General features: G+C 73.0%; 21 protein-coding genes. 6 read left to right on the top strand and 15 right to left on the bottom strand.

Annotation, left to right across the window (positions count from 1 at the left end):
• Window positions 1–720 (top strand): tyrosine-type recombinase/integrase (locus ABT299_RS21395; RefSeq protein WP_500251757.1); only part of this gene is annotated, 720 nt, incomplete at its 5' end.
• Window positions 721–892: 172 nt separating this feature from the next.
• On the opposite strand, the gene ABT299_RS21390 is transcribed toward ABT299_RS21395, so the two are convergent.
• Window positions 893–2,650 carry an FAD-dependent oxidoreductase gene (locus tag ABT299_RS21390; protein ID WP_433240691.1) on the bottom strand — a complete coding sequence of 586 codons (1,758 nt, stop codon included), beginning with the start codon at window positions 2,648–2,650 and terminating at the stop codon, window positions 893–895.
• Window positions 2,651–2,652: 2 nt separating this feature from the next.
• The gene (locus tag ABT299_RS21385; protein ID WP_500251756.1) at window positions 2,653–4,233 is read right to left on the bottom strand and encodes a succinic semialdehyde dehydrogenase; all 1,581 of its coding nucleotides are present in this window, start codon (window positions 4,231–4,233) and stop codon (window positions 2,653–2,655) included.
• Window positions 4,234–4,522: 289 nt separating this feature from the next.
• Between ABT299_RS21385 and ABT299_RS21380 the strand changes: the two genes are divergently transcribed.
• Window positions 4,523–5,497, top strand: a complete 975-nt coding sequence (locus tag ABT299_RS21380; RefSeq protein WP_500251755.1) for a TetR/AcrR family transcriptional regulator — start codon at window positions 4,523–4,525, stop codon at window positions 5,495–5,497.
• A 542-nt stretch (window positions 5,498–6,039) separates the two neighbouring features.
• Here ABT299_RS21380 and glpD read toward each other — a convergent pair.
• From glpD to guaB, 3 genes are all read right to left on the bottom strand, one after another.
• Window positions 6,040–7,776 (bottom strand): glycerol-3-phosphate dehydrogenase, encoded by a 1,737-nt coding sequence (gene glpD, locus ABT299_RS21375; protein WP_190863235.1) that lies wholly within the window; start codon window positions 7,774–7,776, stop codon window positions 6,040–6,042.
• Window positions 7,777–7,873: 97 nt separating this feature from the next.
• The gene (locus tag ABT299_RS21370; RefSeq protein ID WP_190863362.1) at window positions 7,874–8,989 is read right to left on the bottom strand and encodes a GuaB3 family IMP dehydrogenase-related protein; all 1,116 of its coding nucleotides are present in this window, start codon (window positions 8,987–8,989) and stop codon (window positions 7,874–7,876) included.
• A 430-nt stretch (window positions 8,990–9,419) separates the two neighbouring features.
• Window positions 9,420–10,916 (bottom strand): IMP dehydrogenase, encoded by a 1,497-nt coding sequence (gene guaB, locus ABT299_RS21365; protein WP_190863232.1) that lies wholly within the window; start codon window positions 10,914–10,916, stop codon window positions 9,420–9,422.
• A 275-nt stretch (window positions 10,917–11,191) separates the two neighbouring features.
• Here guaB and ABT299_RS21360 point away from each other — a divergent pair, with 275 nt between their 5' ends.
• Entirely contained in the window at window positions 11,192–11,581 is a 390-nt protein-coding gene (locus ABT299_RS21360; protein WP_190863230.1) for a DUF5319 family protein, read from the top strand.
• Between the two features lie 220 nt (window positions 11,582–11,801).
• On the opposite strand, the gene ABT299_RS21355 is transcribed toward ABT299_RS21360, so the two are convergent.
• The 4 genes from ABT299_RS21355 to groES all read right to left on the bottom strand — a co-directional run bounded on the left by ABT299_RS21355 (window position 11,802) and on the right by groES (window position 15,763).
• Entirely contained in the window at window positions 11,802–12,716 is a 915-nt protein-coding gene (locus ABT299_RS21355) for a hypothetical protein (RefSeq protein WP_500251754.1), read from the bottom strand.
• The gene (locus ABT299_RS21350; protein WP_151542703.1) at window positions 12,713–13,300 is read right to left on the bottom strand and encodes a sigma-70 family RNA polymerase sigma factor; all 588 of its coding nucleotides are present in this window, start codon (window positions 13,298–13,300) and stop codon (window positions 12,713–12,715) included. The genes ABT299_RS21355 and ABT299_RS21350 overlap by 4 nt, the downstream gene beginning before the upstream one ends.
• A 435-nt stretch (window positions 13,301–13,735) precedes the next feature.
• Window positions 13,736–15,367 carry a chaperonin GroEL gene (groL, locus tag ABT299_RS21345; RefSeq protein ID WP_500251753.1) on the bottom strand — a complete coding sequence of 544 codons (1,632 nt, stop codon included), beginning with the start codon at window positions 15,365–15,367 and terminating at the stop codon, window positions 13,736–13,738.
• Window positions 15,368–15,454: 87 nt separating this feature from the next.
• Window positions 15,455–15,763: a co-chaperone GroES gene (gene groES, locus ABT299_RS21340; RefSeq protein ID WP_089314894.1), complete on the bottom strand. Its 309-nt coding sequence runs from the start codon at window positions 15,761–15,763 to the stop codon at window positions 15,455–15,457.
• Between the two features lie 264 nt (window positions 15,764–16,027).
• Here groES and ABT299_RS21335 point away from each other — a divergent pair, with 264 nt between their 5' ends.
• The 3 genes from ABT299_RS21335 to ABT299_RS21325 all read left to right on the top strand — a co-directional run bounded on the left by ABT299_RS21335 (window position 16,028) and on the right by ABT299_RS21325 (window position 20,813).
• Window positions 16,028–17,299, top strand: coding sequence for a class I SAM-dependent methyltransferase (locus ABT299_RS21335; protein ID WP_500251752.1), 1,272 nt, complete (start codon window positions 16,028–16,030; stop codon window positions 17,297–17,299).
• 664 nt (window positions 17,300–17,963) lie between these two features.
• Window positions 17,964–19,559: a hypothetical protein gene (locus tag ABT299_RS21330; RefSeq protein WP_190862734.1), complete on the top strand. Its 1,596-nt coding sequence runs from the start codon at window positions 17,964–17,966 to the stop codon at window positions 19,557–19,559.
• Window positions 19,560–19,853: 294 nt separating this feature from the next.
• Complete coding sequence (locus ABT299_RS21325; RefSeq protein WP_190862722.1) at window positions 19,854–20,813, top strand: phosphotransferase family protein; 960 nt, start codon at window positions 19,854–19,856, stop codon at window positions 20,811–20,813.
• Here ABT299_RS21325 and tsaD read toward each other — a convergent pair.
• The 6 genes from tsaD to ABT299_RS21295 form a co-directional block, all read right to left on the bottom strand.
• Window positions 20,803–21,837: a tRNA (adenosine(37)-N6)-threonylcarbamoyltransferase complex transferase subunit TsaD gene (gene tsaD / locus ABT299_RS21320; RefSeq protein ID WP_190862720.1), complete on the bottom strand. Its 1,035-nt coding sequence runs from the start codon at window positions 21,835–21,837 to the stop codon at window positions 20,803–20,805. The genes ABT299_RS21325 and tsaD overlap by 11 nt on opposite strands.
• Window positions 21,837–22,328 carry a ribosomal protein S18-alanine N-acetyltransferase gene (rimI, locus tag ABT299_RS21315; RefSeq protein ID WP_190862747.1) on the bottom strand — a complete coding sequence of 164 codons (492 nt, stop codon included), beginning with the start codon at window positions 22,326–22,328 and terminating at the stop codon, window positions 21,837–21,839. Before rimI ends, tsaD begins: the two co-directional genes overlap by 1 nt.
• 5 nt (window positions 22,329–22,333) lie before the next feature.
• Window positions 22,334–23,014, bottom strand: coding sequence for a tRNA (adenosine(37)-N6)-threonylcarbamoyltransferase complex dimerization subunit type 1 TsaB (gene tsaB, locus ABT299_RS21310; protein ID WP_387021807.1), 681 nt, complete (start codon window positions 23,012–23,014; stop codon window positions 22,334–22,336).
• A gap of 104 nt (window positions 23,015–23,118) precedes the next feature.
• Window positions 23,119–24,642, bottom strand: coding sequence for a hypothetical protein (locus tag ABT299_RS21305; protein WP_500251751.1), 1,524 nt, complete (start codon window positions 24,640–24,642; stop codon window positions 23,119–23,121).
• 134 nt (window positions 24,643–24,776) lie between these two features.
• A complete protein-coding gene (gene tsaE / locus ABT299_RS21300; RefSeq protein ID WP_500251759.1) occupies window positions 24,777–25,238 on the bottom strand; it encodes a tRNA (adenosine(37)-N6)-threonylcarbamoyltransferase complex ATPase subunit type 1 TsaE in 462 nt (153 codons plus the stop codon).
• A 22-nt stretch (window positions 25,239–25,260) separates the two neighbouring features.
• The gene (locus ABT299_RS21295) at window positions 25,261–26,343 is read right to left on the bottom strand and encodes an alpha/beta fold hydrolase (protein ID WP_190862713.1); all 1,083 of its coding nucleotides are present in this window, start codon (window positions 26,341–26,343) and stop codon (window positions 25,261–25,263) included.
• Window positions 26,344–26,345: the final 2 nt, after the last annotated feature.

The following is a 26,345-nucleotide window of genomic DNA, read 5'->3' as shown; positions in this document are numbered from 1 at the left end:
CGGGTGCCGTCGCTGCGGCAGGCTCGCGCGCTGCTGGCGGCGGCCGGTGAGGCACGCGGGCACCTGGCGGCGTTCTTCGCCACCCTGTACTACGCCGGGACCCGGCCCGGTGAGGCGCGGGCGCTGTGCGTCCAAGACTGCACGCTGCCGCGTCAGGGCTGGGGCTCGCTGCTGCTGGCGGGCAACCGTCCCGAGATCGATGCCGCCTGGACGGAAGACGGGGACCGGTGGGCGCGGCGGGAACTCAAGCACCGTGCGCCCGGTGAGGTGCGGCCGGTGCCGATCCCTCCCGTGCTCGTCGGCATCCTGCGCGCGCACATCGACCGCTACGGCACGGCGCCGGACGGGCGGCTGTTCTGGGAAGGCGACGACTTCGCGCCCGTGACCGGCCAGACCTACCGGCGCGTCTGGGGCAAGGCGCGCACGAACGCTCTGAGCGGCTCGGAGCGGGCCTCCCGGCTGGCTGAGCGGCCCTATGACCTGCGGCACGGCAACGCGTCCCTGCTGCTCAACTCCGGCGTTCCGGCAACCGAGGTCGCCCGGCGGCTGGGGCACTCGGTACAGATGCTCTACACCACATACGCGCACTGGTTCGACGGCATGGAGCAAGCCGCGAACGCTGCCGTTGACGCTGCCCTCTCGGACGGCGACACGCTGACCTGCGAAAACTCCGACGGCGGGCCAGCTACGGGCCAAGAGGACAGGGGCGGCGGCTCATGACCGCGTATCCGCTGGTCGCAGCCATGATCGCGGCACCTTGAACGTTCACCACAGAACGACGTTCCACTTCCCCGGCCATCGGCGGGGCGTGAGCATGGGACGCGGTGGGCCTGCCAGGAGGCACCGGCCGCGCTCCGGTTCGGAGGCGGGGACGAACCGGAACGCGAACCGGTCAGGTGATCTCGACGATAGGAAGGTGGAGTGCCGCTGGAGCATCCGCTGGAACAACGGGATTCTTCGGAAGGACGGGGGTGATTCTTCGATAGGTGCCGCCCAGCTCGGGGCGGGTGTCGGCCTCGCCCCGGTTGGGCCAGAAGGACATCGCGCGTTCGGCCTGCGCGGTGATCGTGAGGGACGGGTTGACGCCGAGGTTGGCGGAGACCGCCGAGCCGTCCACGATGTGCAGGCCAGGGTGCCCGTACACCCGGTGGTAGGCGTCGATGACGCCGGATTCGGCGGAGTCGCCGATGGCGCAGCCACCGAGGAAGTGCGCGGTCATCGGGACGTCGAACAGATCGCCCCAGGTGCCGCCGGCGATCCCGCCGATCTCCTCGCCGATCAGCCGGGTCGCCTGGTGCCCCTCGGGGATCCAGGTGGGGTTCGGCTCCCCGTGCCCCGCGGACGCGCGGACGTCCCAGCCGAACGGGCCCCTCTTCGGGCGGAGCGTGATCGAGTTGTCCCGGGTCTGCATGACCAGCGCGATCACGGTCCGCTCGGACCAGTGCCGGACGTCGAAGAGCTGGATGAGGTCACGGGGGCGGCGCACCGCCTCGCGCGCGAACTTCAGGATCCTGGGGGTGTGCCGCTCACCGGGCCTGTCCCCGTCGATCAGCAGGGTCTGCAGCCCGGCGAGGAGGTTGGACCCGCGGCCGTAGCGGACGGGCTCGATGTGGGTCTCGGGAGTCGGGTGGAAGGAGGAGGTGATCGCCACGCCCTTGGAGAAGTCCGGGCCGGGCGTGCCGTTGCGGCGGCCGCCGCCGAGGATGGCCTCGGAGTTCGTCCGGGTCAGCGCGCCGAGCCGATCGGACAGGCGCGGCAGCAGGCCGGTGCTCTTCAGCTTGTGGAGCAGCTTCTGCGTGCCGTAGGTTCCGGCGGCGAACACCACCTGCCCGGCGGTGAGCGTCCTGCGGTTGCGCCCGAACGAACCGGTCCGCACGATCTCGACCGCGTAGCCGCCGCCCGCCAGCGGCTTCACCGAGGTCACGCGGCTGAGCGGCATCACCCGGGCGCCGGCCTTCTCGGCGAGGTACAGGTAGTTCTCGGTGAGCATGTTCTTCGCGCCGTGGCGGCATCCCACCATGCACTCGCCGCACTCCAGGCAGCCGCGGCGGCGCGGGCCCACGCCGCCGAAGAACGGGTCGCCGCTCTCGACGCCCGCGCCACGGCCGAAGAAGACGCCCACCGGAGTCTTGACGAAGGTGCCGGCCGCGCCCATCCGGTCGGCCACCTTCCTCATGACCTTGTCGGCCTCGGTCGTGGTCGGGTTCTCGACCACGCCCAGCATGCGCTTGGCCTGGTCGTAGTAGGGGGCGAGCTCCTCCTGCCAGTCGGTGATGTGCGCCCACTGCCGGTCCTGGAAGAACGGCGCGGGCGGCACGTACAGGGTGTTGGCGTAGTTCAGCGACCCGCCGCCGACACCCGCGCCGGCCATCACCAGGACCCGGCTGGACTTCGCGCCGCGGATCAGGTGCAGCCGCTGGATCCCGGTGAGGCCCAGCGCGGGCGCCCACAGGTACCGGGAGACGCGCCAGTTCGTCTTCGGCAGCGCGGGGTACCGGGCGCCGGGCGCCGCGGACGGGGCGGTGTCGAAGCGGCGGCCCGCCTCGATCACACCGACCTTGTACCCCTTCTCGGTCAGCCGCAGCGCCGAGACGCTGCCGCCGAACCCTGACCCGACGACGAGCACGTCGAAGTCGTGCTTCACGGCCATCCTTACTTGATCCGCAGCTTCTTCATCAGCTTGATGCCGGTGGCCATGAAGTCGGCGAACCTGTCATAGCCGAGGGACCCGGGCGGCTCGAGGTCCATGATGTGCTGGCTCGCGACGGTCTGCACCTCGGTGAACTTCAGCATGCCCTCGGCGCCGTGGCGGCGGCCCACGCCGGACTGCTTCATCCCGCCCATCGGGGAGTCGTAGGACGCGTAGGCAGCGCCGTACCCGTCGTTGATGTTGACGGTGCCGGCCTGGATCCTGGCGGCGAGCCGGCGGCCGCGCGCGGGGTTCTTCGTCCACACCGACGCGTTCAGCCCGTAGGCGGTGTCGTTGGCGCGGGCGACGACCTCGTCCTCGTCCCGGTACTTGTAGATCGCGACGACCGGGCCGAACGTCTCGTTGGCGCACAGGTCCATGTCGCCGTTGACGTCCGCGAGGAGCGTCGGCTCGTAGAACAGCGGGCCGATGTCGGGCCGGGCCTTGCCGCCGGCGAGGACGGTCGCGCCCTCCTTGACGGCCTGGTCGACGTGCCGCGTCACCGCGTCCAACTGGCGCTGGTAGGTCAGCGAGCCCATCTCGGCCTCGAAGTCGAGGCCGGTGCCGAGCTTCATGCCCTTGACCAGCTCGACGAGGCGCGGGACGAACCGGTCGTAGATGTCCTCGTGGACGTACATGCGCTCGATCGAGATGCACAGCTGCCCGGCGTTGGTGAAGCACGCGCGGACGGCGCCGCGCGCGGTCCGCTCGACGTCGGCGTCCGCCATCACGATCATCGGGTTCTTGCCGCCGAGCTCCAGCGAGTACGACACCAGACGGGGGGCGACGCGCTCGGCGATCGCCTTGCCGCCCCGGGTGGAGCCGGTGAACGACACGTAGTCGGCGTTGTCGATCAGCGGGTCGCCGATCTCGCCGGGGTCGCCGACGACGATCTGCCACACGTCGCGCGGCAGCCCCAGCGCGACCAGCAGGTCCAGCACCCACAGGCTGGACAGGCACGTCTGGGTGTCCGGCTTGTGGATCACCGCGTTGCCCGCCATGATCGCGGGCGCGATGTCGCTGGCGCCGAGCGCGAAGGGGTAGTTCCACGGCGAGATCAGCGCGACGACGCCCTTCGGGTGCCGCAGCTCCTGCACGCGGGTGAGGCCCGGCATCATGCCCTGCCTGCGCCGCGGCTTCAGCAGCTTCGCGGCCCGGCGGGCGTAGTAGAGCGAGCACAGCGCCACGTCGAGGAACTCCTCCATCGCGTGGCGGCGGGCCTTGCCGGTCTCGAGCTGGATGATGTCCAGGATCTCCTCGCGCCGGTCGACCAGCGCGTCCGACAGCCGCAGGAACGGCTTGACGCGCTCGCTCACCGGCAGCGCTGCCCACGCGCGCTGCGCCTCGCGGGCGCGCTCGTAGGCGGCCCGGACGTCGTCGGCTCCGGACTGAGGGACCGTCGCGAGCGGCTCGCCCGTGAACGGACTGGGGATCGTCACCGTCTCGGCGCCGCCCGAAGCGACATGGGAGGCCAGCCGGTCGATCAGGGACTGCGGGAGCTCGTGCTCTGCCTCGCCTTTGGCAGGGACCGTCGGGGATGCCATGCAGGCAGGGTATGACCCCCTGGCCATTCTTGGCTACCCGCAGGTAACAGGGCACTTGCCGTGAAATGCCCCACCTTCCATAGGTTTCTCCGTCGGGCACTGACAACCGCCCACCGAACGGACCGTTCCAACCCCGGCGGAGTTGCGCAACTCCGGGACTGACCGCGTCCGACCGGTGTATTCCGAGAACAGGAGGAGAATCCGGCGCCCATCCCGCCGCTCCCGGACGTCCGCTGCCGCGCGTCAGGAGCGCCGTGGACGCGCGCCATGGCAGCGGAGGGAACAGCACATGAACGACGCCCACGGCGACCTACGGCCCGAGGGTGACCCGACGGACGCGAGCGACCCCCGCACCCCGCGCCCGCCCAGCGGCGGCAGCACGACCCCGTCCGCACCCCCCACAGAGACCACCGCCGGTACGGCCACTCTCCCGGACGGACCCGCCGTCGGCGGAGCACTCGCCACGACCACCCTCACCGAGGAACCGGGCGAGTCCGGCAACGGCACGTCCCCGCGCACCGCCGTTCCCGCCGCCCGGCCGGGCGAGCCGGAGAGCGGAAGCCAGGCACCACTGCCTCCGAGCTTCGGCGGCTCTCCCGTGGCCACCGAGCCGCGGACGCTCCAGCGCGAAGCCGGCCGGCCACAGCAGCCCACCCGCGGGACGGGACGAGCGGGCCATATGAACGCGCGGCAGGAGCGCCGGGAACAGACACGGACCGCCCTGCTGTCCGCCGCCGAGCGCCTGTGGGCCGAGCGCGGCATCCACGGCGCCTCGCTCGACGACATCGCCGCGGCGGCCGGCCTCACCAAGGGAGCGGTGTACTCGAACTTCGCCGGCAAGACGGACCTGCTGCTGGCGCTGCTCGAGCGCTTCACCAGCGACCGGCTCGGCACGGACGTCTGCGACGAACTGCGGTCCGCCGACCAGGCGCGCGACGACGACGAGCGCACGGGCCGCAACACCTCGCACGACGGCTCCGACGACCGCGCCCGCCGACTCGCGCTCCTGCTGGTGGAGTTCTGGCTCTACGGCATGCGCGACTATGCGGCGGGCTGGCGGATCGCCGACTGGTACGCCGAACGCCGCGCCCACCTGGCGAGCGAGTTGCGCGACGTGGACGGCATCGCCCCGTCCGAGCGCGCGGCGCTCGCGATGGCGCTGGACTTCGGGCTGGCCTTCCAGCACCTGCTCGACCCCGACCGCGTCCCCGCCGACCTCTACTCGACCGGCATAGACCTCATGCTGGGCCGAGCCGCCAGCTAGCCCGCCCATCCGGCCCACAAGACCCGGTCGACCAGACACACCCTCGCCGGTCGGCCCGCGCAGCCGTCCCGCAACCCGCCAGCCCGCCCGGTCGACATGGCCAGGCGACACGGTGGACCAGCGCAGAAGATCGCCCGCCCAACCGGCTCGCCGAAACCACCGGTTGGGCGGGTCGACCTGCGTGGTCGAGTGGCGCAAGCGATGAGACCAGCCGCTACACCCAAACGCCCCGCCCAGCCCACCCAGTTGGCTTGGTCGGGCCCACGTCCGGGCCACCCAGCTGGTGGGTTGGCACCGCCGGTCGACGAGGCACAACCGGCGGTGCCAACCCACCGACAAGCCCGTCCGCGGCCCTGTCGTGTGGACGGTCGGACTCGCGCGGGCAGCCGACACCGCGTGTTAGGTGCTCGACCGGCGCGGTCGGCTAGCACTCGTGGCCGGGCCGGGTGGCATGGCCAGGGCACGGGCGGCGGCACGGGCGGTGGCGCATGGCCGGCCGGCGCATGACCGGGTGGCGCATGGCCGGGGTGCGTGGGGTGGGGTCAGATGGCGGTGGGGACGATGTCGGGGGCGCCTCGGCGGCTGGCGTCGGCTTCCTGGTCGTCGTCCTGGGTCTGGGAGGCGCGTTCGGCCTCGACGCGCTTGCGGTAGTACTCGATCTCGCGGTCGCGCTGCTTCTTCGACCAGCCGAGGACGGGCGCGAGGAGGTCGGCGGCCTCCTGGGCGACGCCGACGCCCCGGTCCCACGTCTCGATGGAGATGCGGGTGCGGCGGGCGAGGACGTCGTTGAGGTGGCGGGCGCCCTCGTGGGTGGCGGCGTAGACGACCTCGGCGCGCAGGTAGTCGTCGGCGCCGGACAGGGGCTTGCCGAGGTCCGGCTTGTCGGAGATGAGGTCGAGAAGGTCGTCGGTGAGGGTGCCGTAGCGGCCCAGGAGGTGCTCGACGCGGGCGACGTGCACGCCGTAGCGGGACGCGAGGCGGTGGCGGGCGTTCCACATGGCCTGGAAGCCGTCGCCGCCGACGAGCGGGATCCGGTCGGTGCAGGACTCGGGGATCTTGCCGTCGAGGCCGTGCGCGACGGCGTCGATGGCGTCCTTCGCCATGACGCGGTACGTCGTGTACTTGCCGCCCGCGACCAGCACGAGGCCCGGGACGGGGTGCGCCACGACGTGCTCGCGGGACAGCTTGGACGTCTCCTCGGTCTCGCCGGTGAGCAGCGGCCGCAGGCCCGCGTAGACGCCTTCGACGTCGTCGTGGGTGAGCGGGGTGTTCAGGACGGCGTTGACGTGGTCGAGGACGTACTCGATGTCGGCCTTGGACGCGGCCGGGTGGGCCTTGTCGAGGTCCCAGGCGGTGTCGGTGGTGCCGATGATCCAGTGCCGTCCCCACGGGATGACGAACAGCACGGACTTCTCGGTGCGCAGGATGACCCCGGTCGAGGAGTGGATGCGGTCCTTCGGGACGACGAGGTGGATGCCCTTGGACGCCTTCACGTGGATCTGGCCGCGCCCGCCGACGAGCTCCTGGATGTCGTCGGTCCAGACGCCGGTGGCGTTGACGACCTGCTTCGCGCGGACCTCGCTGGTGGTGTTGGCCTCCAGGTCGCGGATGCGCAGCCCGGTGACGCGCTCGCCCTCGCGCAGGAGGCCGAGGACCTGGGTGCGGGACGCGATCTGCGCGCCGTACTCGGCGGCGGTCCGCAGCACCGTCATGACGTAGCGGGCGTCGTCGACCTGCGCGTCCCAGTACTGGATGGCGCCGGTGAAGGCGTCCTTGCGCAGGGACGGCGCGAGCCGCAGCGCGCCGCGGCGGGTCAGGTGCCGGTGGTGCGGGACGCCGCGCGACATGCCCATCTGGAGCGACAGGAGGTCGTACAGGGCGACGCCGGCGCCGAAGTAGGCGCGTTCCCACACGTGGTGGGTGGTCGGCAGGAGGAACGGGACGGGGCGGACCAGGTGCGGCGCGATCTGCTGCAGCAGCAGGCTGCGCTCGGTGAGCGCCTCGCGGACCAGGTCGAAGTTGTACTGCTCCAGGTAGCGCAGCCCACCGTGGATCAGCTTGGACGACCGGGACGACGTCCCGGACGCGAAGTCGCGCGCCTCGACGACCGCGACCGTGAGGCCGCGGGTCGCGGCGTCCAGTGCGGCACCGGCCCCGACGATCCCGCCGCCCACGACCACGACGTCGAATTCCTCGCGGCCCATCCGGTCGAGCGCGGCGGCCCGCTCGGCGGGGCCGAGCCGTGAGCTGCCGAGGCCGGTCACCGGTGATCCCGTCATCGCGATTCCCCCCAGATCGGTTCGTTTACGAGCAGTACCTACCCAACAGTAGGGTCGGGTCCACCCGCGAAACGCCCGATTCGGCGTGGGGTCGCTCTCAGTCGGTGGACCGGCGCGGCGCCACTACCACCTGTACCCGCTGGAACTCCTTCAACTCCGTGTACCCGGAGGTCGCCATCGCGCGGCGCAGCGCGCCGATCAGGTTCATCGAACCGTCCGCGACGTGCGAGGGGCCGTGCAGGATCTCCTCCAGCGAGCCGATGGTGCCGAGGTTCAGGCGGGTGCCGCGCGGGACGTCGCCGTGGTGGGCCTCGCTGCCCCAGTGGTAGCCGCGGCCGGGCGCCTCGCTGGAGCGGGCGAACGGGGAGCCGACCATGACGGCGTCGGACCCGCAGGCGAACGCCTTGGCGATGTCGCCGCTGTTGGTCATGCCGCCGTCGGCGATGACGTGCACGTACCGTCCGCCGGACTCGTCCATGTAGTCGCGGCGGGCGGCGGCGACGTCGGCGACGGCGGTGGCCATCGGGACGGCGACGCCGAGGACGGTCCGGGTGGTGTGCCCGGAGCCGCCGCCGAACCCGACGAGGACGCCGGCGGCGCCGGTCCGCATCAGGTGCAGCGCGGCGGTGTAGGTGGAGCAGCCGCCGACGATGACGGGGACGTCGAGGTCGTAGATGAACTGCTTGAGGTTCAGCGGCTCGGCGCGTCCGGACACGTGCTCGGCGGACACGGTGGTGCCGCGGATGACGAACAGGTCGACGCCCGCGTCTATGACGGCCTTGTGGAACTGGGCGGTGCGCTGCGGGGACAGCCGCGCGGCGACGGTGACGCCGGCGTCGCGGATCTCCTGGATCCGGCGGCCGATCAGCTCCTCCTGGATCGGCGCGTTGTAGATCTCCTGGAGCCGCTGCGTGGCGCGGGCGTCGTCCAGCTCGGTGATCTCGGCGAGCAGCGGCTCGGGGTCCTCGTAGCGGGTCCACAGCCCTTCGAGGTCGAGCACGGCGAGACCGTCCATCCGGCCCATCGCGATCGCGACGGCGGGGCTGACCACGCTGTCCATCGGCGCGACGACCAGCGGCATCTCGAACCGGTAGGCGTCGATCTGCCAGGCGACGCTGACCTCCTCGGGGTCGCGCGTGCGGCGCGACGGGACGATGCCGATGTCGTCGAAGGCGTACGCCCGCCGACCGCTCTTGCCCCGGCCGATCTCCACCTCAGCAGCCACTGCGCCCTTCCTCCACCTCGCGGACAAGCGTGGTGTTCCCGCCGGCGGCGGGAACAAGCCCCGCAAGAGCTTACGGCAGCCCGCGACCCGCCCCGCGACCAGGACGGATCCACCCCGGCCGCGGACGCCGCCGCCTGGTGCCCGCAGCGGGCCGGGCGGGGCGACGGCGGACGTGCCGGGAGGCGACGACAGACCTGCCCGGGGCGCGACCGCGGACCTGCCCGGGGCGCGACCGCGGACCTGCCCGGGGCGCGACCGCGGACCTGCCCGGGGCGCGACCGCGGACGTGCCGGGAGGCGACGGCAGACGTGCCCGGGTGGGCGACGGCGGACGTGCCCGGGTGGGCGCGACCGCAGACGTGCCCCGGGGGCGCTAGGGGTGCCGGCGGACGGGCCGGGGGCGGCGACGCGGACCGGTGTCAGCGGCCCTGGTAGTTGGGGGCTTCGACGGTCATCTGGATGTCGTGCGGGTGGCTCTCGCGCAGGCCGGCGGGGCTGATGCGCATGAGCTGGCCGCGTTCCTGCAGCTCGGGGATGGTGCGGGTGCCGGCGTACCACATGGACTGATGCAGGCCGCCGACGAGCTGGTGCGCGACGTTGGCGAGCGGACCGCGGTAGGGTACCTGGCCCTCGACGCCCTCGGGGATCAGCTTCTCCTCGGCGGTGACGTCGGCCTGCGCGTAGCGGTCCTTGGAGAAGGAGCCGCCCCGCTCGCGGTTGCGCATCGCGCCGAGCGAGCCCATGCCCCGGTACGACTTGTACTGCTTGCCGTGCACGAAGATCAGCTCGCCGGGGGACTCCTCGACGCCGGCGAGCAGGCTGCCGAGCATCACGGTGTCGGCGCCCGCCACGAGCGCCTTGGCGATGTCGCCGGAGTACTGCAGGCCGCCGTCGCCGATCACCGGCACGCCGGCCTCCTTGGCGGCGCGCGCGGCCTCGAAGATCGCGGTGAGCTGCGGGACGCCGACGCCGGCGACGATCCGGGTGGTGCAGATCGAGCCGGGCCCGACGCCGACCTTGACCGCGTCCGCACCCGCGTCGATCAGCAGCTTCGCGCCCGCGTAGGTGGCGACGTTCCCGCCGACGACCTGGACGGACGCCTGGGTCTTGATCGTGGCGATGGTGTCGGCGACGCCCTTGGAGTGGCCGTGCGCCGTGTCCACGATGATCACGTCGGTGCCGGCCTCGATGAGCGCCCGCGCGCGCTTGATCGCGTCCTCGCCGACGCCGACCGCGGCGGCGACGAGCAGCCGGCCGTCGGCGTCCTTGGTGGAGTCGGGGTACTGCTCGCTCTTGGTGAAGTCCTTGGTGGTGATCAGGCCCTTTAGCCGGCCCTCGGCGTCCACCAGCGGCAGCTTCTCGACCTTGTTGCCCGCCAGCAGCCGGAACGCCTCGTCCCGCGACACGTCCACCGGCGCGGTGACCAGCGGCATCGGGGTCATGACCTCGCGCACCGGACGGGACAGGTCGGACTCGAAGCGCATGTCGCGGTTCGTCACGATGCCTACCAGCACGCCCCGGACGTCCGTCACCGGCACGCCGGAGATCCGGTAGTGGGCGCACAGTTCCTCGACGTCGGCGAGGGTCGCGTCGGGCAGGCACGTCACCGGGTTGGTGATCATCCCGGCCTCGGACCGCTTCACCCGGTCGGCCTGGCCGGCCTGCTCCTCGATCGACATGTTGCGGTGCAGCACGCCGATGCCGCCCTGCCGCGCCATCGCGACCGCCGTGCGGGCCTCGGTCACCGTGTCCATCGCCGCCGACACCAGGGGGATCCGCAACGAGATCTCGCGGGTCAACCGGGTCGTGGTGTCGGCCTCCCCCGGCTGCAGGTCCGAGTAGCCCGGCAGCAGCAGCACGTCGTCGAAGGTCAGGCCCTGCGGGAGGAATTTGGCGGGCTCGGCGGCGGGGTTCATGGTTGCCTTCCGTAGTGGTGGCGGTATCCGGCCAGGTCACGGCGACCCTGTCCCCATGGTAGGCCGTCGTCCCGCGCCGGGACGGGCTGTTGCGGACACCGGGCACGTGGCCTTGATGACACCCCGTAACGCGCGCCCGGCCCGGCCGCATTCCCCGCGGGACGGGCGTTCCGGGCCTGCCCGCGGGTGCCTCGACGGCCACGAAGAGTGATTGTTCGCGCACAGAGGAGACCGGGGGGTGCACCTGGCGGGGCGGCGCGCAGTAGCGTAAGGGTGTGCACGACGATGCCCCGCTCGACCCGTTCGCCGGAGACCCGGAGGATCCGGCGGCGTCGCTCGGCGACCCCGGCGAGGACGCCGCGCCGCTGAGCGTCGCCGAGCGCGAGGACGTGCTGGCCGATCTCGCCGACCTGGAGGTCTTCCGGGCGCTGCTGGAGCCGCTCGGCGTCCGCGGCCTCACCGTCGACTGCGCCGACTGCGGCAAGCTGCACTACATCGACTGGGAGCTGCTGCACGGCAACCTGCGCCATCTGCTCGACCAGGGCCTGCCGCGCGTGCACGAGCCAGCCCTCTCCCCCGATCCGGTCGACTACGTGAGCTGGGAGTACGCCCGCGGCTACGTCGACGGCGTGATCGACAGCGAAGAGGGCCGCGAGGAGAACTGACCGGCGCCGCGCAGCTGAGCACCGGCACCCCACAGCAGAGCACCGGCACCCCACAGCAGAGCACCAGCACCCTACGGCCGAGCATCGGCACCCCACGGCCGAGCGTCGGCATCCCACCGCCAAGTGTTGGCACCCCACGGCCGAGGGTCGGCGCTCCGCGCGGCTCGGTGGTCTGGGCGTCGTCCGTAGGCACCCGGACGGCGGGGAACCCGGCGGGGGCTTACTCCGGGTCCGGGCGCTCGTACGGGCTGAGGCGCTGCTGGGTGCGTCTGCGGATGTCGTCGATGGTGCGGCGCGGCTCGTCGTCGGACGGGATCTGCGGGAGCGCGGGACGGATCGCCGGGGCCGAGCGCGGTGCGTCCGGACGGCGCGACGCGGACCTGCGGGGGCGCTCGGCGTCGCGGATGATCTGCTCCAGGCGGCGCTTCATGCGCTCGTAGTCCCGGCGACCCGGATCGTCGGCGGCGGGCGCCTTGGCGCCGGGACGCGCCGGGGCGGCCGGGAGGGGCGGGACGGTCGTGGGCGCGGGCGCCGGAGCCGGGGACGAGGTGCCCGGGGCGGCGTGGGTGCCCGCGTCGGTGTCCCTGGCGCGCGGTTCGGCGGGGCCGGACACGCCGGCGCCGGCGGGCGGGGACGCCGCGGCGCGCTCGGTGATGCCGCCGCCCGCGGCGGCGACGCCGGTGCTGGCCAGCACGGCCCCGGCGACGCCGAGCGCGACGATGGTGCGGGGGCCGCGGCGGCGCGGGCCCGGCCCGGGGGCCGGCGGCGGCGTGCCGGGGCCGGGATCGGACGGGCCGGAGGCGTCGCGTCCGGGGTCCTGGTCGTCGACGTCCGCGATCAGCGCGCGCAGCAGCCGGACGGCGGGGTCGGCCGAGCCCTCGTCGCCGTCGGCGGCGCGGGCGCATTCCCCGGCGGCGCGTTTCTCGCCGGCGGCGCGGTCAGCCGCGGGTCGGCCCGTGGAGCCGGCAGCGCGCCGCGCCGCCAGCGCGTCGATGAGCGCGTCGGTACGGCGCACCGCGCCGAGATCGGCGAGCAGGGTGACCGCCGGGGCCGGCGGCCGGCTCCCCGGCTCGCGGGTCCCGCCGGAGTTCGAAGGCCCGACCGGATCCGGGGCGCCAGGGCTCCGCTCCGTCAAGCGATCGACTCCTCTCTGGCCATCGCGCGGAGCCGGGCCAGGGCCCGGTGCTGCGCGACCCGTACCGCCCCCGCGGACATGCCCAGCACATTACCGGTCTCCTCCGCCGACAGGCCCGCCACCACGCGCAGCAGCACCAGCTCGCGCTGGTGGTCGGGGAGCCGCGTGAGCAGGTCGCGGGCGCGCTGCGCCTCGATGTAGCGGACCACCGTCTCCTCGGGTCCCGGACGGTCGTCCGGGCCGTCGGGCAGGTCCTCGGTGGGCACGGCCGCGCGGACCGCGCTGCGCAGCGCGTCGGCGATCTTGTGCGAGGCGATGCCGAAGACGAAGGACGCGAACGGGCGCCCCATGTCGCGGTAGCGGGGCAGCGCCGACAGCACCGCGATGCAGACCTCCTGGGCCACGTCGTCGGCGATGTGGTACTGCCCGGAGACGCGGCCGAGACGCGCGCGGCAGTACCGCACGATCATCGGGCGGACCTCGCCGATGAGCACCTCGATGGCGCCCGGATCGCCCTGCACGGCGAGGTTGGCGAGTTCCCGGAGGTCGCCGTCGCCCTCGTTCGCCGCGCGGAGCACGCGCATGCGGCGGCCGGTGTCGTGGCGCGGCGGAGGGGCCGGTCCCCCCGAGGGTTCGACAGCGCGCGCGGTCATGGTCCCGGCGTAGCTTCCCTCGGTCACGTCAAGCATGATGCCCAGCACCGCCGGGCGTGTCGCCACTGTCGTCGGCAACGGAATGGTCACAGTGCGGGGACGAGCCCGGAAATACCACGCATTGCTGTCACCCAAGTGCCCAGAGTGGCGGCGCGACCCTCCCCCATGCGGAGAGAGATGTGTTCCTCCCCACGCGGACAGAAAGGCGGCGGGAGGGCCGGAACGGCGGGGGAAGGCCGGAACGGCGGCGGCCGGGGCGGAACGGCGGTGGGAGGGGCGGGACGGCGAAGGCCCCCGCCCGGTGACGGGCGGGGGCCTCGGTGATCTCCGCGGCGGGCGAGCCGCACGCCCGCCGAGAACGGACGATCAGTGGCCGTGACCGTGGCCGTGGCCGTGCCCGTGGCCGCCGGCCGCCGGCTCCTCCTCCTCGGGCTTGTCCACGACGAGCGCCTCGGTGGTGAGCAGCATGCCCGCGATCGACGCGGCGTTGGTGACGGCCGAACGGGTCACCTTGACCGGGTCGATGACGCCCTGGGCGATCAGGTCGCCGTACTCGCCGGTGGCGGCGTTGTAGCCGTGGCCCGGCTGCAGCTCCTGCACCTTGGAGACGACGACGTAGCCCTCCTGGCCGGCGTTCTCGGAGATCCAGCGCAGCGGCTCGACCAGCGCGCGGCGCACCGCGTCCGCGCCGGTGGCCTCGTCGCCGGACAGGCCGAGGGCGTCGAAGCCCTCCTTGGCCACGTGCACCAGCGCGCTGCCGCCGCCGGACACGATGCCCTCCTCGATCGCCGCGCGGGTCGCCGAGATGGCGTCCTCCAGGCGGTGCTTCTTCTCCTTCAGCTCCACCTCGGTGGCGGCGCCGACGCGCAGCACGCAGACCCCGCCGGCCAGCTTGGCCAGGCGCTCCTGCAGCTTCTCGCGGTCCCAGTCGGAGTCGGAGTTCTCGATCTCGACCTTGATCTGGTTGACCCGCGCGGTGATCTCGTCCGCGGAGCCCTCACCGTCGACGATGGTGGTGGCGTCCTTGGTGACGGTGATGCGGCGGGCGCGGCCGAGGTCCTCGAGCCCGATCGAGTCGAGCTTGAGGCCGATGGCCTCGCTGACGACCTGGCCGCCGGTGAGGGTGGCCATGTCGCCCAGCATCGCCTTGCGGCGGTCGCCGAAGCCCGGCGCCTTGACGGCGACGGAGGTGAAGGTGCCGCGGATCTTGTTGGCGACGAGCAGCGCCAGGGCCTCGCCCTCGACGTCCTCGGCCACGACCAGCAGCGGCTTCTTGGTCTGGGCGACCTTCTCCGCCAGCGGCAGGAACTCCTGCACGTTGGAGATCTTGCCGTCCACGATGAGCACGTAGGCGTCCTCCAGGACGGCCTCCATGCGCTCGGGGTCGGTGACCATGTGCGGCGACAGGTAGCCCTTGTCGAACTGGAGGCCCTCGGTGAACTCCAGCTCGAGGCCCATGGTGTGGGCCTCCTCGACGGTGATGACGCCGTCCTTGCCGACCTTGTCGAACGCCTCGGCGATCAGCTCGCCGATCTGCGCGTCCTGGGCGGAGATGGTGGCGACGTGCGCGATCTCGCCCTTCTCGTCGACCTCGCGGGCCGACTTCAGGAGCTGGTCGGACACGTGCTGGGCGGCCGCGTCGATACCGCGCTTGAGGCCGAGCGGCGAGGCGCCGGCGGCCACGTTGCGGATGCCCTCGCGGACGAGGGCCTGGGCGAGGACGGTCGCCGTGGTGGTGCCGTCGCCCGCGATGTCGTTGGTCTTGGTCGCCACTTCCTTGGCGAGCTGGGCCCCGAGGTTCTCGTAGGGGTCCTCCAGCTCCACCTCGCGGGCGATGGTGACGCCGTCGTTGGTGATGGTCGGCGCGCCGAACTTCTTGTCGATGACGACGTTGCGGCCGCGCGGGCCGATCGTCACCTTGACGGCGTCCGCGAGAGCGTTGACGCCGCGCTCAAGAGCCCGGCGAGCGTCCTCCTCGAACTCCAGGATCTTCGCCATGGGGTTAACTCCTATGTCACGCGATCCGCCCCGGCCGCCCCGCCGGTGGGCGGCGCGGGCCGGGGCGGGCGCATCACGTCTCGGTGATTACTTCTCGATGACCGCGAGCACGTCGCGGGCCGAGAGGACGAGGTAGTCCTCGCCGTTGTACTTGACCTCGGTGCCGCCGTACTTGCTGTAGAGCACGACCTCGCCGACCTTGACGTCGACCGGGACGCGCTCGCCCTTGTCGTCGACGCGGCCCGGGCCGACGGCCAGGACGGTGCCCTCCTGCGGCTTCTCCTTGGCGGTGTCCGGGATCACCAGGCCGGAGGCGGTGGTGGTCTCGGCCTCAAGCGGCTGGACGACGATGCGGTCCTCGAGCGGCTTGAGAACAACCTTGGTGGCGGTCGTCACGATCTGACCTCCCCTTCGATTGGTCCTCGGCGGCCATGGCAGGCCGCCGGCACATGTGACAGAGAGGCGACCCTGGACCGGCCTGTCGTCGCGGGTGCCAGACCGACCTTGTCGCTGTGTTGGCACTCTCGCAGTGAGAGTGCCAGTCAGTGAGACTATGCCGTGCCCGTTGGCCCGTCAACACGGACACGGAGGCACGGCCCGCGGCGTTCCGGCGCGTTCACCCGCGGATCACCCGGGCGCCGCGCTCGGTACGGTCCAGGCATGGACATCGCGTCGTTCCGGGAGCTGCTCACCCCCGTCGGCCAGGCACTTCTGGCAGAGGCGAGCGAAGCGGACATCTCGGAGGCCGGGTTGCTCGGCACGGCGTCGCGGCTGCGGGAGCGGCACGGGGCGGACCTCGTGGCGGCGGCGCTGACCCAGGTGCGGCTCCGGCGGCGCGCCGAGGCGAAGTTCGGTTCCGACGCGGGCCGCATGTACTTCACCCAGGCCGGCCTGGAGCAGTCCACGCGTGCGAGCGTGGCAGCGCATCGCGCGCGACGCTTCGCCTCTGGGCTGCCCGCAGGCCCGCGCGTACTGGAACTGGGATGCGGCATCGGTGCCGACCTTATGGCGCGTTCCCGAGTGGGTCTGACGGGCGACGGCGTTGAGCGCGACCCGCTGACGGCCGAGGTGGCCGGCGCCAACGTGACGGCGTTCGGCTTGGACGGCCTCGCGCGCCTGCGCGTAGGTGACGCCCTGGACGAGGACCCGGACGGGTACGCGGCCGTGTTCGCCGACCCCGGGCGCCGGACGGCACGGGGCCGCGTCTTCGACCCGCGCTCCTACGAGCCGCCGCTCGACGCCGTCCTCGGCCTCGCCGGACGGGCGCCGGCCGGGTGCGTCAAGGTCGCGCCCGGCATCCCGCACGAGGCCGTGCCGGACGGCGCGGAGGCGGAGTGGGTGTCGGTCGGCGGGGACGTGAAGGAGGCCGCCCTGTGGCTGGGCGGCCTCGCCGGGGACGTGCGACGCCGCGCCACGCTCCTGCCGGCCGGCGGCACCGCCGCCGGGGAGGCGGTCACGCTGGTCCCGGCCGGGCTAGGCGATCCGGACGTCCGCCCCTGGGGCCGCTACCTCTACGAGCCGGACGGGGCCGTCATCCGGGCGCATCTCGTCGCCGAGGTCGCGGACCTGGTCGGCGGCGGGCTCGCGGACCCGCACATCGCCTACGTCACGTCCGACGAGCTGCGCCCGACGCCGTTCGCGTCCGCGTACGAGATCGACGGCGTGCTGCCGTTCTCGGTGAAGCGGCTCAAGGCCGAGCTGCGGCGCCTCGGGACCGGCGTGCTGACGGTCAAGAAGCGGGGGTCGGCGGTCGACGTGGACCGGCTCCGCCGCGACCTCGGCTTCGGCGGGCGGCGGCCCGGGTACGGCGCCGCCGAGACCACGGTGGTGGTGACGCGGGTCGGCCGGGACCCGGTCGCGCTGCTCGCCCGGCCCGTCGCGCGGCCCGGGACGGCGGACGCCGACCCGCCCAGAGCGGGCCGCGCCCGCTAAACGGTCCAAAGATCTCCGCACGGCACCGCAACGCCAAGGACGTCCGTGGGACGCACCATGCCCGTGCAAATCATCGGCGCTTTTCTGTATTGCGTTCACCAGGGATTCCGGGCGCCTGGCAAGGTGGGTGCGGCGGCAGGCGAAACGGCACGGCGACATCCAGGGGCGGCAAAACACCAAGGCAGGTTCAGCGATCGGGTTCCGTGCTCCCACGAATGCCGGCCTGAAATGGCCGCGGGCCGGGCGTCGAGGCGCCCGGCCGGACGTCCCCTCGCCGGGGCGCCGCGCCGGGAGGGCGGCTCGGGAACTGCCGATGTTGGACGAGATGTACGGACAGAGCCCCCGCCGCAGGTGCTCCGGCGGCGTCCGGGCGCCGGCGCGGTGACGGAACCGACCGCCACAATCACCCCGAAGCCCTCAAACCGCGGAAATCACCTTATGGACGGTGGTCAACGTCAATTCACACCATCGGGATAACAGGCGCATTCCGCAGAACCCGCGACGTTCCCTGCTACCCGTTATAGCGGCGCTTCACACGCACTACAGTGGCGACTTCACGATTCATTGCCGTGCGCCATTTCGACGCGTCCGGCACACGAAGGAGCATCGGGTGGAAACGAATCACAACTTCCTGCAGACGGGGGGTCAACCGGTCTCGGATCGGATGCGGGAGTTGCTCGCCCGTGCGGCGCAGGACCACGTCTATGAACAGCGCTCACAGGGTCAGGTCCTGGACGAGATCCGCCAGCGGCTGGAGGGTATGGAGTGGCTGCTCCGCGAGGTCCGCGAGCGCGAGCTCAGCGGGCTGACCGGGCAGCTCGACAGCGTGCGGGGCCAGGTCGACGAGCTGGTCGGCAAGCCCCCCGAATGGGCCGAGGGGCTGGCCGAGCACATCGACGGCCTCGGCGAGCGGGTCAAGCCGGTCGCCGAGCTCCCCGCGCTGTGGGCCGACGTCGGCGTCGTCGCCGAGAACGTCGACGAGGGGCTGACCCGCATCCAGGCCGTCCTCGACTCCGCGCAGCACATCACCGACGCCACCCAGCAGGCGTCGCAGCGCATGGAGGAGATGACCAAGCGGCTGGACAAGCTCCAGGGCAGCATGGAGGCCGCGTCCGTCCGCTTCAACCGGCTGGACAAGTCGCTGGCCGAGCTCGGGCACCGGTCCGAGCGGCTGGAGCACTCGATCACCGGCGTCACGGCACGGGTCGACCAGTCGCTCGGGGAGATGGCCGAGCGGATGGAGCAGGGGCTTGAGGCGGTCAACGGCCGGGTCGAGGGCGTCGGCGGCCGCCTCGACGGGCTGGACGGGCGGCTGGACGGGGTCGACGGGCGCCTCGAGGGCCTGTCGGGCAAGCTGGAGGGTCTGGACGGCCGGTTCGAGAGCATCGACGGCCGGATCGACGGCGTGGGCGAGCGCATCGCGCGGCTCCCGGCCACGCTGGAGATCGCCGAGATGCACCGGGTGCTGGGCGAGCTGGCGCGGCGCCCGCCGATGGACCATAGCGACCGGTTCGACGCGCTGGAGAAGCACCTGGCCGACGCGGTCGACCCGCTGATCGAGGAGCTGCGCGCCCGGCCGGACCGCGACGAGGTCAAGGCCACGATGTCGCAGATCGCCGAGACGGCCTACAGCGACGTCGCCCGGCGCATGGACGAGTTCTCCCGCCGGTTCGAGGACGTGCACGACGACGTCCGCAAGCGGATCGAGGGCATCCACGAGGAGGTCGCCAAGCGCGTCGATGTGGCACTGGAGGAGTTCACCGCGCAGGTCGACCTCGTGTCCCGCCGGGTGGAGTCGGTGCACACCGATGTCACCAAGCAGGTCGAGTCCGTGCACAGCGAGGTGGTGCGGCAGGTCAGCGGGGTGCACGACGACTTCGGCAAGCGGATCGGGGACATCCACGAGGACGTCAGCCGGCAGGTCGGCGCCATCAACGACAACGTCGCCAAGCAGGTCGCCGGGATGCAGGAGGACATGGCCCGCCAGGTCGGCGGCGCGCAGGAGGAGTTCGGGCGCCGGGTGGACGGCGTGCAGGACGAGGTGACGCGCCGGGCCGAGGCGGTGCAGGCCGAGTTCGCCAAGCGGTTCTCGTACGTGCAGGACGAGGTCGGAAGGAAGGTCGACGGCGTCCACGACGATGTGTCGAAGCAGGTCAACGCGGTGCACGAGGACGTGCTGAAGCGGCTGTCCACGCTGGAGGAGACGATGCTCGCGCTGGCCGAGGCCCTCCTGCGCCCCCGCCGCGACGGCAAGGACTAGCGACGGGCGGGGAACGGCGACGGCGAGGACCGGCGACCGGCGAGGACGAGCGACGGGGTACGGGCTCCGGGATACGGGTCGGGTGGGGCCGCGGCGCGGCCCCACCCTGCGCCGCATCCCGCCCCGTCGCCGCCCCCTCGGCCAGGGCTTCGGATACCCCACCGGATCCATTGAGTTCGTCCGGGTAACCGGCGCGATGACCGGAGAGCCTCCACCAAGACCCCGCGATGACGTGCATTTTGTTACGTTCCGTCTTCGCAAAATCACTCCCAATACCCTTCGGAATCCGTTTTCATGGATCTCGTGACTCCCACACCGGCCCAGTGCCTGCCGACCGGCGCCCTGCCCGGCCACGCCATCCTGCGCTGGGTCGAGGGCTGTCTCGGCGAGGGCGCCGAGGTGCGGATGGTGCGGCCGCTGCCCGGCGGCACCGCGCACGCCAACCACGCGCTCGTCGTCGAGACGCCGTCCGGCAGCGCGCACCGGCTCGTGCTGCGCCGGTGGACCGGGCGCGACTCCGGCCTGGACGCGGGCCCCGGCCGCCGCTCCTACGGCGACACCGAGTTCTCCCCCGAACGCGAGATCGCCGCGCTCGCGCTGCTCGCCGGCTGCGAGATCCCGACCCCCGAGCTCGTCGCCGCCGACCCGTCCGGCGCGCACTGCGACGTCCCCGCCCTGCTGATCACCCGGCTGACCGGCCACCCGCCGCGCCCGTCCCCCGACGACCTGCCCGAGTACCTCATCCAGCTGGCCGCCGCCCTGCTGCCCGTGCACGCGCTGAACGGCGCGGCCACGATGCCGCCGTACGTCCCCTACAACCGGCTCGACCAGCGGCTCCCGCCCAAGCACGCGCTCCGCCCGCAGCTGTGGGAGCGCGCGTTCGAGATCGCCGCCGGGCCCGCCCCCGAGGCGCCCGCACGGTTCGTCCACCGCGACTACCACCCCGACAACACGCTGTGGTCCTACGGCAAGCTGACCGGCGTGGTCGACTGGTCGGACGCCTCGTCGGGGCCCGTCGCCGTCGACGTCGCGCGCATGCGCCGCGCCCTGGCGCTCCGCTACGGGGTGCCCGTCGCCGACCGCTTCCTCGGATCGTTCGACCAGGTCTCCGGCGGCTACACGCACCACCCGTACTGGGACGTCCGCTGCCTTCTCGACCTGCTCCCCGAGGACGACGGCCGGATCGTCGACGAGGCCAAGGTCCCCCTCTTCGAGGACTACCTCGACGCCCTGCTGGCCGCCCTCAGAGGGTGACGGACTCGATCGGCAGGCTGGAGTCGGCCGGAAGGTCCAGGTCGGACGGGGCGAGGCCGGAGGCGACGAGTTCGGACCCGAGCGCGGCGACCATCGCGCCGTTGTCCGTGCACAGCTTCGGGCGCGGGACACGCAGCCGGACGCCCGCGGCCTCGCAGCGCTCGGCGGCGAGGGCGCGCAGCCGGGAGTTCGCCGCGACACCGCCGCCGATCAGCAGGTCGCGCACGCCGTTGTCCTTGCAGACCTTGAGGGCCTTCTGGGTGAGGACGTCCACGACGGCCTCCTGGAAGGACGCGGCGACGTCCGGGACGGGGACGGCCTCGCCCGCGCGCTCCTTCGCCTCCACCCACCGGGCCACGGCGGTCTTCAGGCCGGAGAACGAGAAGTCGTAGGTGCCGTCGTTGTACTTGCCGCGCGGGAACGCGATCGCGGCGGGGTCGCCCTCGCGGGCCATCCGGTCGATCACCGGGCCGCCCGGGAAGCCGAGGCCGAGGACCCGCGCGACCTTGTCGAACGCCTCGCCCGCCGCGTCGTCGACGGTGCTGCCGAGCGAGCGGACGTCGCCCGCCACGTCCGGGACGAGCAGCAGCGAGGAGTGCCCGCCGGACACCAGCATCGCGACGCACGGCTTCGGCAGCGGCCCGTGCTCCAGCTGGTCGACGCAGACGTGCGCGGCGAGGTGGTTGACGCCGTACAGCGGCTTGCCGAGCGACAGCGCGTACGCCTTGGCGGCGGCGACGCCGACCATCAGGGCGCCGGGCAGGCCGGGGCCGGCGGTGACGGCGAACGCGTCGATGTCGTCGAACGTCACGCGCGCCTCGTTCAGGGCCCGCTCGACGGTCGGGCCCATCGCCTCCAGGTGCGCGCGGGACGCGACCTCGGGCACCACGCCGCCGAACCGGGCGTGCTGCTCGACGCTGGAGGCGATCGCGTCGGCCAGCAGCGTGTGCCCGCGGACGATGCCGACGCCCGTCTCGTCGCACGAGGTCTCGATGCCGAGGACCAGCGGCTCTTCGCGGATCATCAATTCCCCCTGGTGAAGCCCACCGGGCGGCGCTCCAGACGGCGGCACATGACGACCGCGTCCACGTCGGCGGGCTGGTAGTAGCGCTTGCGGACGCCGACCTCGAAGAACCCGAACCGCTCGTAGAGCCGGCGCGCGGGCGGGTTGTCGGCGCGGACCTCCAGGAACACCGCCTCGGCGTTGCGCCGGGACGCCTCGTCGATCAGCTCGGCGAGCAGCGCCGCGCCGATCCCGGCGCCGCGCCGGTCGGCGCGGACCCCGATCGTCTGCACGTCGGCCTGCCCGCCCGCGGCGGCGAGGCCCGCGTAGCCGACGATGTCGCCGTCGGGCTCCTCGGCGACGACGTAGTGGCGGGTGTCCGGCTGCCCGGAGAGCTCGTCGGCGAGCATCTGCGGGCTCCACGCGTCGTCGGGGAACAGCACCTGCTCCAGCAGGTGGACGGCCGCCAGGTCCTTCGGGGTCATCCCGCGGAGCACGACGCCGGTCGCCATGCCGGTCACCGCGGCGTCACCTTCTTGCGGGGGCCGGGCTCCCGCGCGTCGGGACGGCGCAGGTAGAGCGGTTCGGGCGGCAGCAGGTCGGGGCCCTTCTCGCCGGCGAGCCGCGCGACGGCGAGCTCCGCGACGGCGGACGCGGTGGGCAGCAGCGGATCGTGCCCGGACTCGCCGAGCACCTCCGGGTACAGGGCGGCGCCCTCGCCGATGACGGGGAGGCCCTCCGGCGCACCGTCCAGGACGTCGGACGCGGGGCCGACGGCGGGTTCGGTGGCGCGCGCGCGGGACGACTCGTACCGCGCCCAGTACACCTCCTTGCGGCGGGCGTCCGTGGCGACGGCGAACGGCTCGTCGCGCGCGGCGGCCCAGGCGATGGCGTCGAGGGTGCAGACGCCGTGCACCGGGATGCTCAGGGAGGCGCCCATCGCGCGGGCCGTGACCAGCCCGACCCGCAGGCCCGTGTACGGGCCGGGGCCGACGCCGACGGCGATCGCGCTGAGGGTGTCGGGTGCCGCGCCGGCCTCCGCCAGCACCGCCTTGATGGACGGGGTGAGCAGCTCGGTGTGCCGGCGCCGGTCGACGGCCTCGGCGTGGCCGCGGCGCCGCGCGCCCTCGCCGGGGATCCACTCATGAAGCGCCACCGTGATCGCGGCGGTCGCGGTGTCGAAAGCCAAGACCAGCACGGGTTGTAAGCCTAGTCCAGACTCCGCCCTGGACGGTCCCCATCTGCGACGGAACGGCCCGGACGCCCCGGAGCCCCCTGCGACGCCGGTGGGGCGGGGCCGGTTCAGCCCTTGGCGAGCGCCTGAAGGACGGTCTTGGCCGCCTCGGTGGCGCCGTCGCCGGCGTCCTTGGACGACAGCGGGTCGCCGCCGTCGGACCCGGAGTAGTGGATCGTGACCAGGACGTTCGCCAGCCGCACGTTGGTGATCGCCTCGCCGGAGCCCTGCCCCTTGTCGACGCTGTAGACCAGGTAGCCCTCGTCGCCGACGCCCTTGAGGTCGCTCTTCTCGGTCAGCTCCTGGCCGGCGAGCAGCGACTTGCCGGACTCGTCGGCGCTGCGCTCGGAGGAGATCGTGCCCTGCGCGACGGCGGTCGGGGTCTGCGAGGCGGTCCCGGCGATCGCGCGCAGCTCGACGGTGAGCTGGCGCTTGTTGTCGCCCGCGTAGGCGCCCCAGACGCAGCCGTTCTGCTGCTCGTTGTTCTGGTAGTTGTCGGCCGGGTTGCGCTCGGAGCCGGGGGCGAGCCGGTTGATCAGGTCGTCGGCGACGACGGAGCAGGAGTCGGGCACCTCGGAGCGCTCGCCGCCGGCGGTCGGCGAGCTGTCGGCGCCGCTGCCGACGGCCTGGCCGGTCCCGTGCTCGGAGCCGCCGCCGACGCCGTGCAGGATGACGAACACGGCGAGCGCGCAGGCCGCCACGGCGCCGCCCGCGGCCAGCAGGATCGCGCCGCGCCGGCCGCCGCGGCGCTCGCGGGCGACCCGGTGGCTGCCGCTGCCGGACCGGTAGCCGCCGCTTCCCGCGCGGTGGCCGCCGCTTCCGGACCCGTATCCCCCGCTCTCGGAGGCGTAGCCGCCGCTGCCGGACGCGTATCCCCCGCTGCCCGAACGCGAGCCGCCGCCCTCCGTGCGGTAGCCGCCACTGGCGGAGCGGTAGTCCCCACTGGCGGAGCGGTAGTCGCCGCTGTCCGCTTCGTAGCGGTCCCGCCGCGAGTAGCCGCCGCTGTCGGCCGGGTAGTTGCCGCTGCCGGAGCCGGTCTCGTAGCTGCCGCCCGTCCGGTAGTCGCCGATCGGGTAGCTCCCGCTCTCGCCCGGGTAGCCACCGGAGGGGCGGCCGCCCGGCGGGTAGCGGCCGCTTTCGGACACGTACGCGCCGCCGGCGGTCGAGTAGCGTCCGCTTGCGGACGCGGAGCCCCCGCCTCCGGTGGGATAACCGCCGCTCTCGGTGGAGTAGCCGCCGCTCTCGGTGGGGTAGCCGCCGCTCGTGGAGTAGCGGCCGCTGTCGCCGGACCGGTCGCCGCCCTGGGTGGGGTATCCACCGGTCGAGTAGCCACCCGTGGGGTAGCCGCCGGTGGAGGACTCCCCGGCCGGGTACCCGCCCGTGGAGTATCCACCGGTCGAGTAGCCGCCGGACGAGGGATCACCGCTGGAGAGGGGCGCTGTCGGGTAGCCGCCGGACGGCCCGCTCTCGAAGCCCCCGGTGCTCACCTGGTGGCCGCCCGTGCCCGAGGCACGGCGGCCGTCCTGTCCCGGGTACGGCGCGTACTCGCCGTCCCCCGTGCGGTCGTCGCCGCTGCGATGGCTGCCACTCACCGGATCCCACTCCTGCTGTGAGGAAATCTCTGATATGTCGCGAAGGTGAGGTTCGTTCCGGCAAAGAGTACGACATCTCACAGCAAAGTGGTCCGGGCCCACTTACCGAATTCGGGGAAGATCTCCGATCCTTCTCAGACCAGGTCGGCGGGCAGGTCGCGCCAGCGATCACCGACCCCTTCGATCCTTACTTCGCGGATCTCGCCCGGCCCCTCCCCGCGGGAAATGATCACTTCCAGCCGGTCGTCGGCGAGGCCCTCCGCGAGCCCTTCTCCCCATTCCACGATCGTCACCGATTCCGCCAGCGAGGCGTCCAGATCGAGATCGTCGAGCTCGGCGAAACCGCCCAGCCGGTAGGCGTCCACGTGCACCAGCGGCGGCCCGCCCGCCAGCGACGGGTGCACCCGCGCGATCACGAACGTCGGCGAGGTCACCGGCCCGCGGACCTTCAGGCCCTCGCCGATCCCCTGCGTCAGCGTCGTCTTGCCCGCGCCGAGGTGCCCCGTCATCACCAGCAGGTCCCCGGCCCGCAGCAGCCCGGCGAGCCGGACCCCCAGCTCGCGCATGTCCCGGTCGGTCGGGACGGTCACCATCATGCCGTTCACGCCGTCATGCCCTTCACGCCGTGCGCTCCTCCTCGTCCTCGTCGCAGCCGGGCCGGACGCGCTCGACCAGCCGGCGCAGGCCGCCGGTGACCACGCCCGGGTACTCCAGCGGCAGCACGTGCCCGGCCTCGTCCACCTCTACCAGCTCCGCGTCCGGCAGCGCCGCCGCGATCCGGCGGCCGTGCTCCGGCGGGGTCAGCCGGTCCCGGCCGCCCGCCAGCACCAGCACGGGGACCCGGCCCAGCGGCTCCAGCGCCGCGACCTTGTCGTGCACCATCAGCGCCGGATAGAACTCCGCGATCACGTCGATCGGCGTCGCCCTGATCATCTGCTCCAGGAAGTCCACCACCGTCGGGCTGACGTGCTTGTCGGCGAACGCCATCTTCCGGGTGACGACGAACGCCAGGTCGGCGCCCAGCCCGCGGGCCCGGTCCACCAGCTCGGCGCGCCGCCCGAGGCCCCGCAGCGTCCGCGGCGCCAGCGGGCGGACGACCTTCGCCAGCACCAGCGGCAGCCCCAGCGTCATCTCCGCGAGGTCCCCGCAGGAGGTGTTCACCAGCGCGACGCCGACGACCCGCGTCCCGAACAGCTCGGGGTGCGCGTCCGCCAGCGCCATGATCGACATTCCGCCCATCGAGTGCCCGACGAGGATCACCGGCCCCTCCGGGACCGCCGCCCGCAGCACCGCGTACAGGTCCTCGCCGGTCTGCTCGATCGTCGCGTGGGTCGGGTCGCTGCGCCCCGACCGGCCGTGGCTGCGCTGGTCCCAGAACACCGTCCGCAGTCGTCCCCGCAGGTCGCGGCGCTGGTAGTGCCACGAGTCGCCGTTCAGGCAGTAGCCGTGGCAGAACACGACCGTGAGCCCGGCGTCGTCCGGGCCGTCCACCTCGGCGTGCAGTTCCAGGCCGTCGGAGGCGCGGACGGTCAGCTCCCGGCCGCGCAGCTCGCCGAACGGCTCGTCCGCGTCCGGGTCGGGACGCAGCCGCACCCGGCCCACCGCGAGGTGCCGCAGGCCCACCGCCGCGCCGATCCCGGCCGCGCCGACGCCCGCCACGACCCCGGCGACGCCGATCCGCCGCTTGTTCCTGACGTCCATGC

It is taken from the genome of Spirillospora sp. NPDC000708, from assembly GCF_040299565.1.
In the GTDB taxonomy this organism is placed as follows: Bacteria; Actinomycetota; Actinomycetes; order Streptosporangiales; family Streptosporangiaceae; genus Spirillospora.
This window is presented reverse-complemented; position numbering and strand designations above follow the sequence as displayed.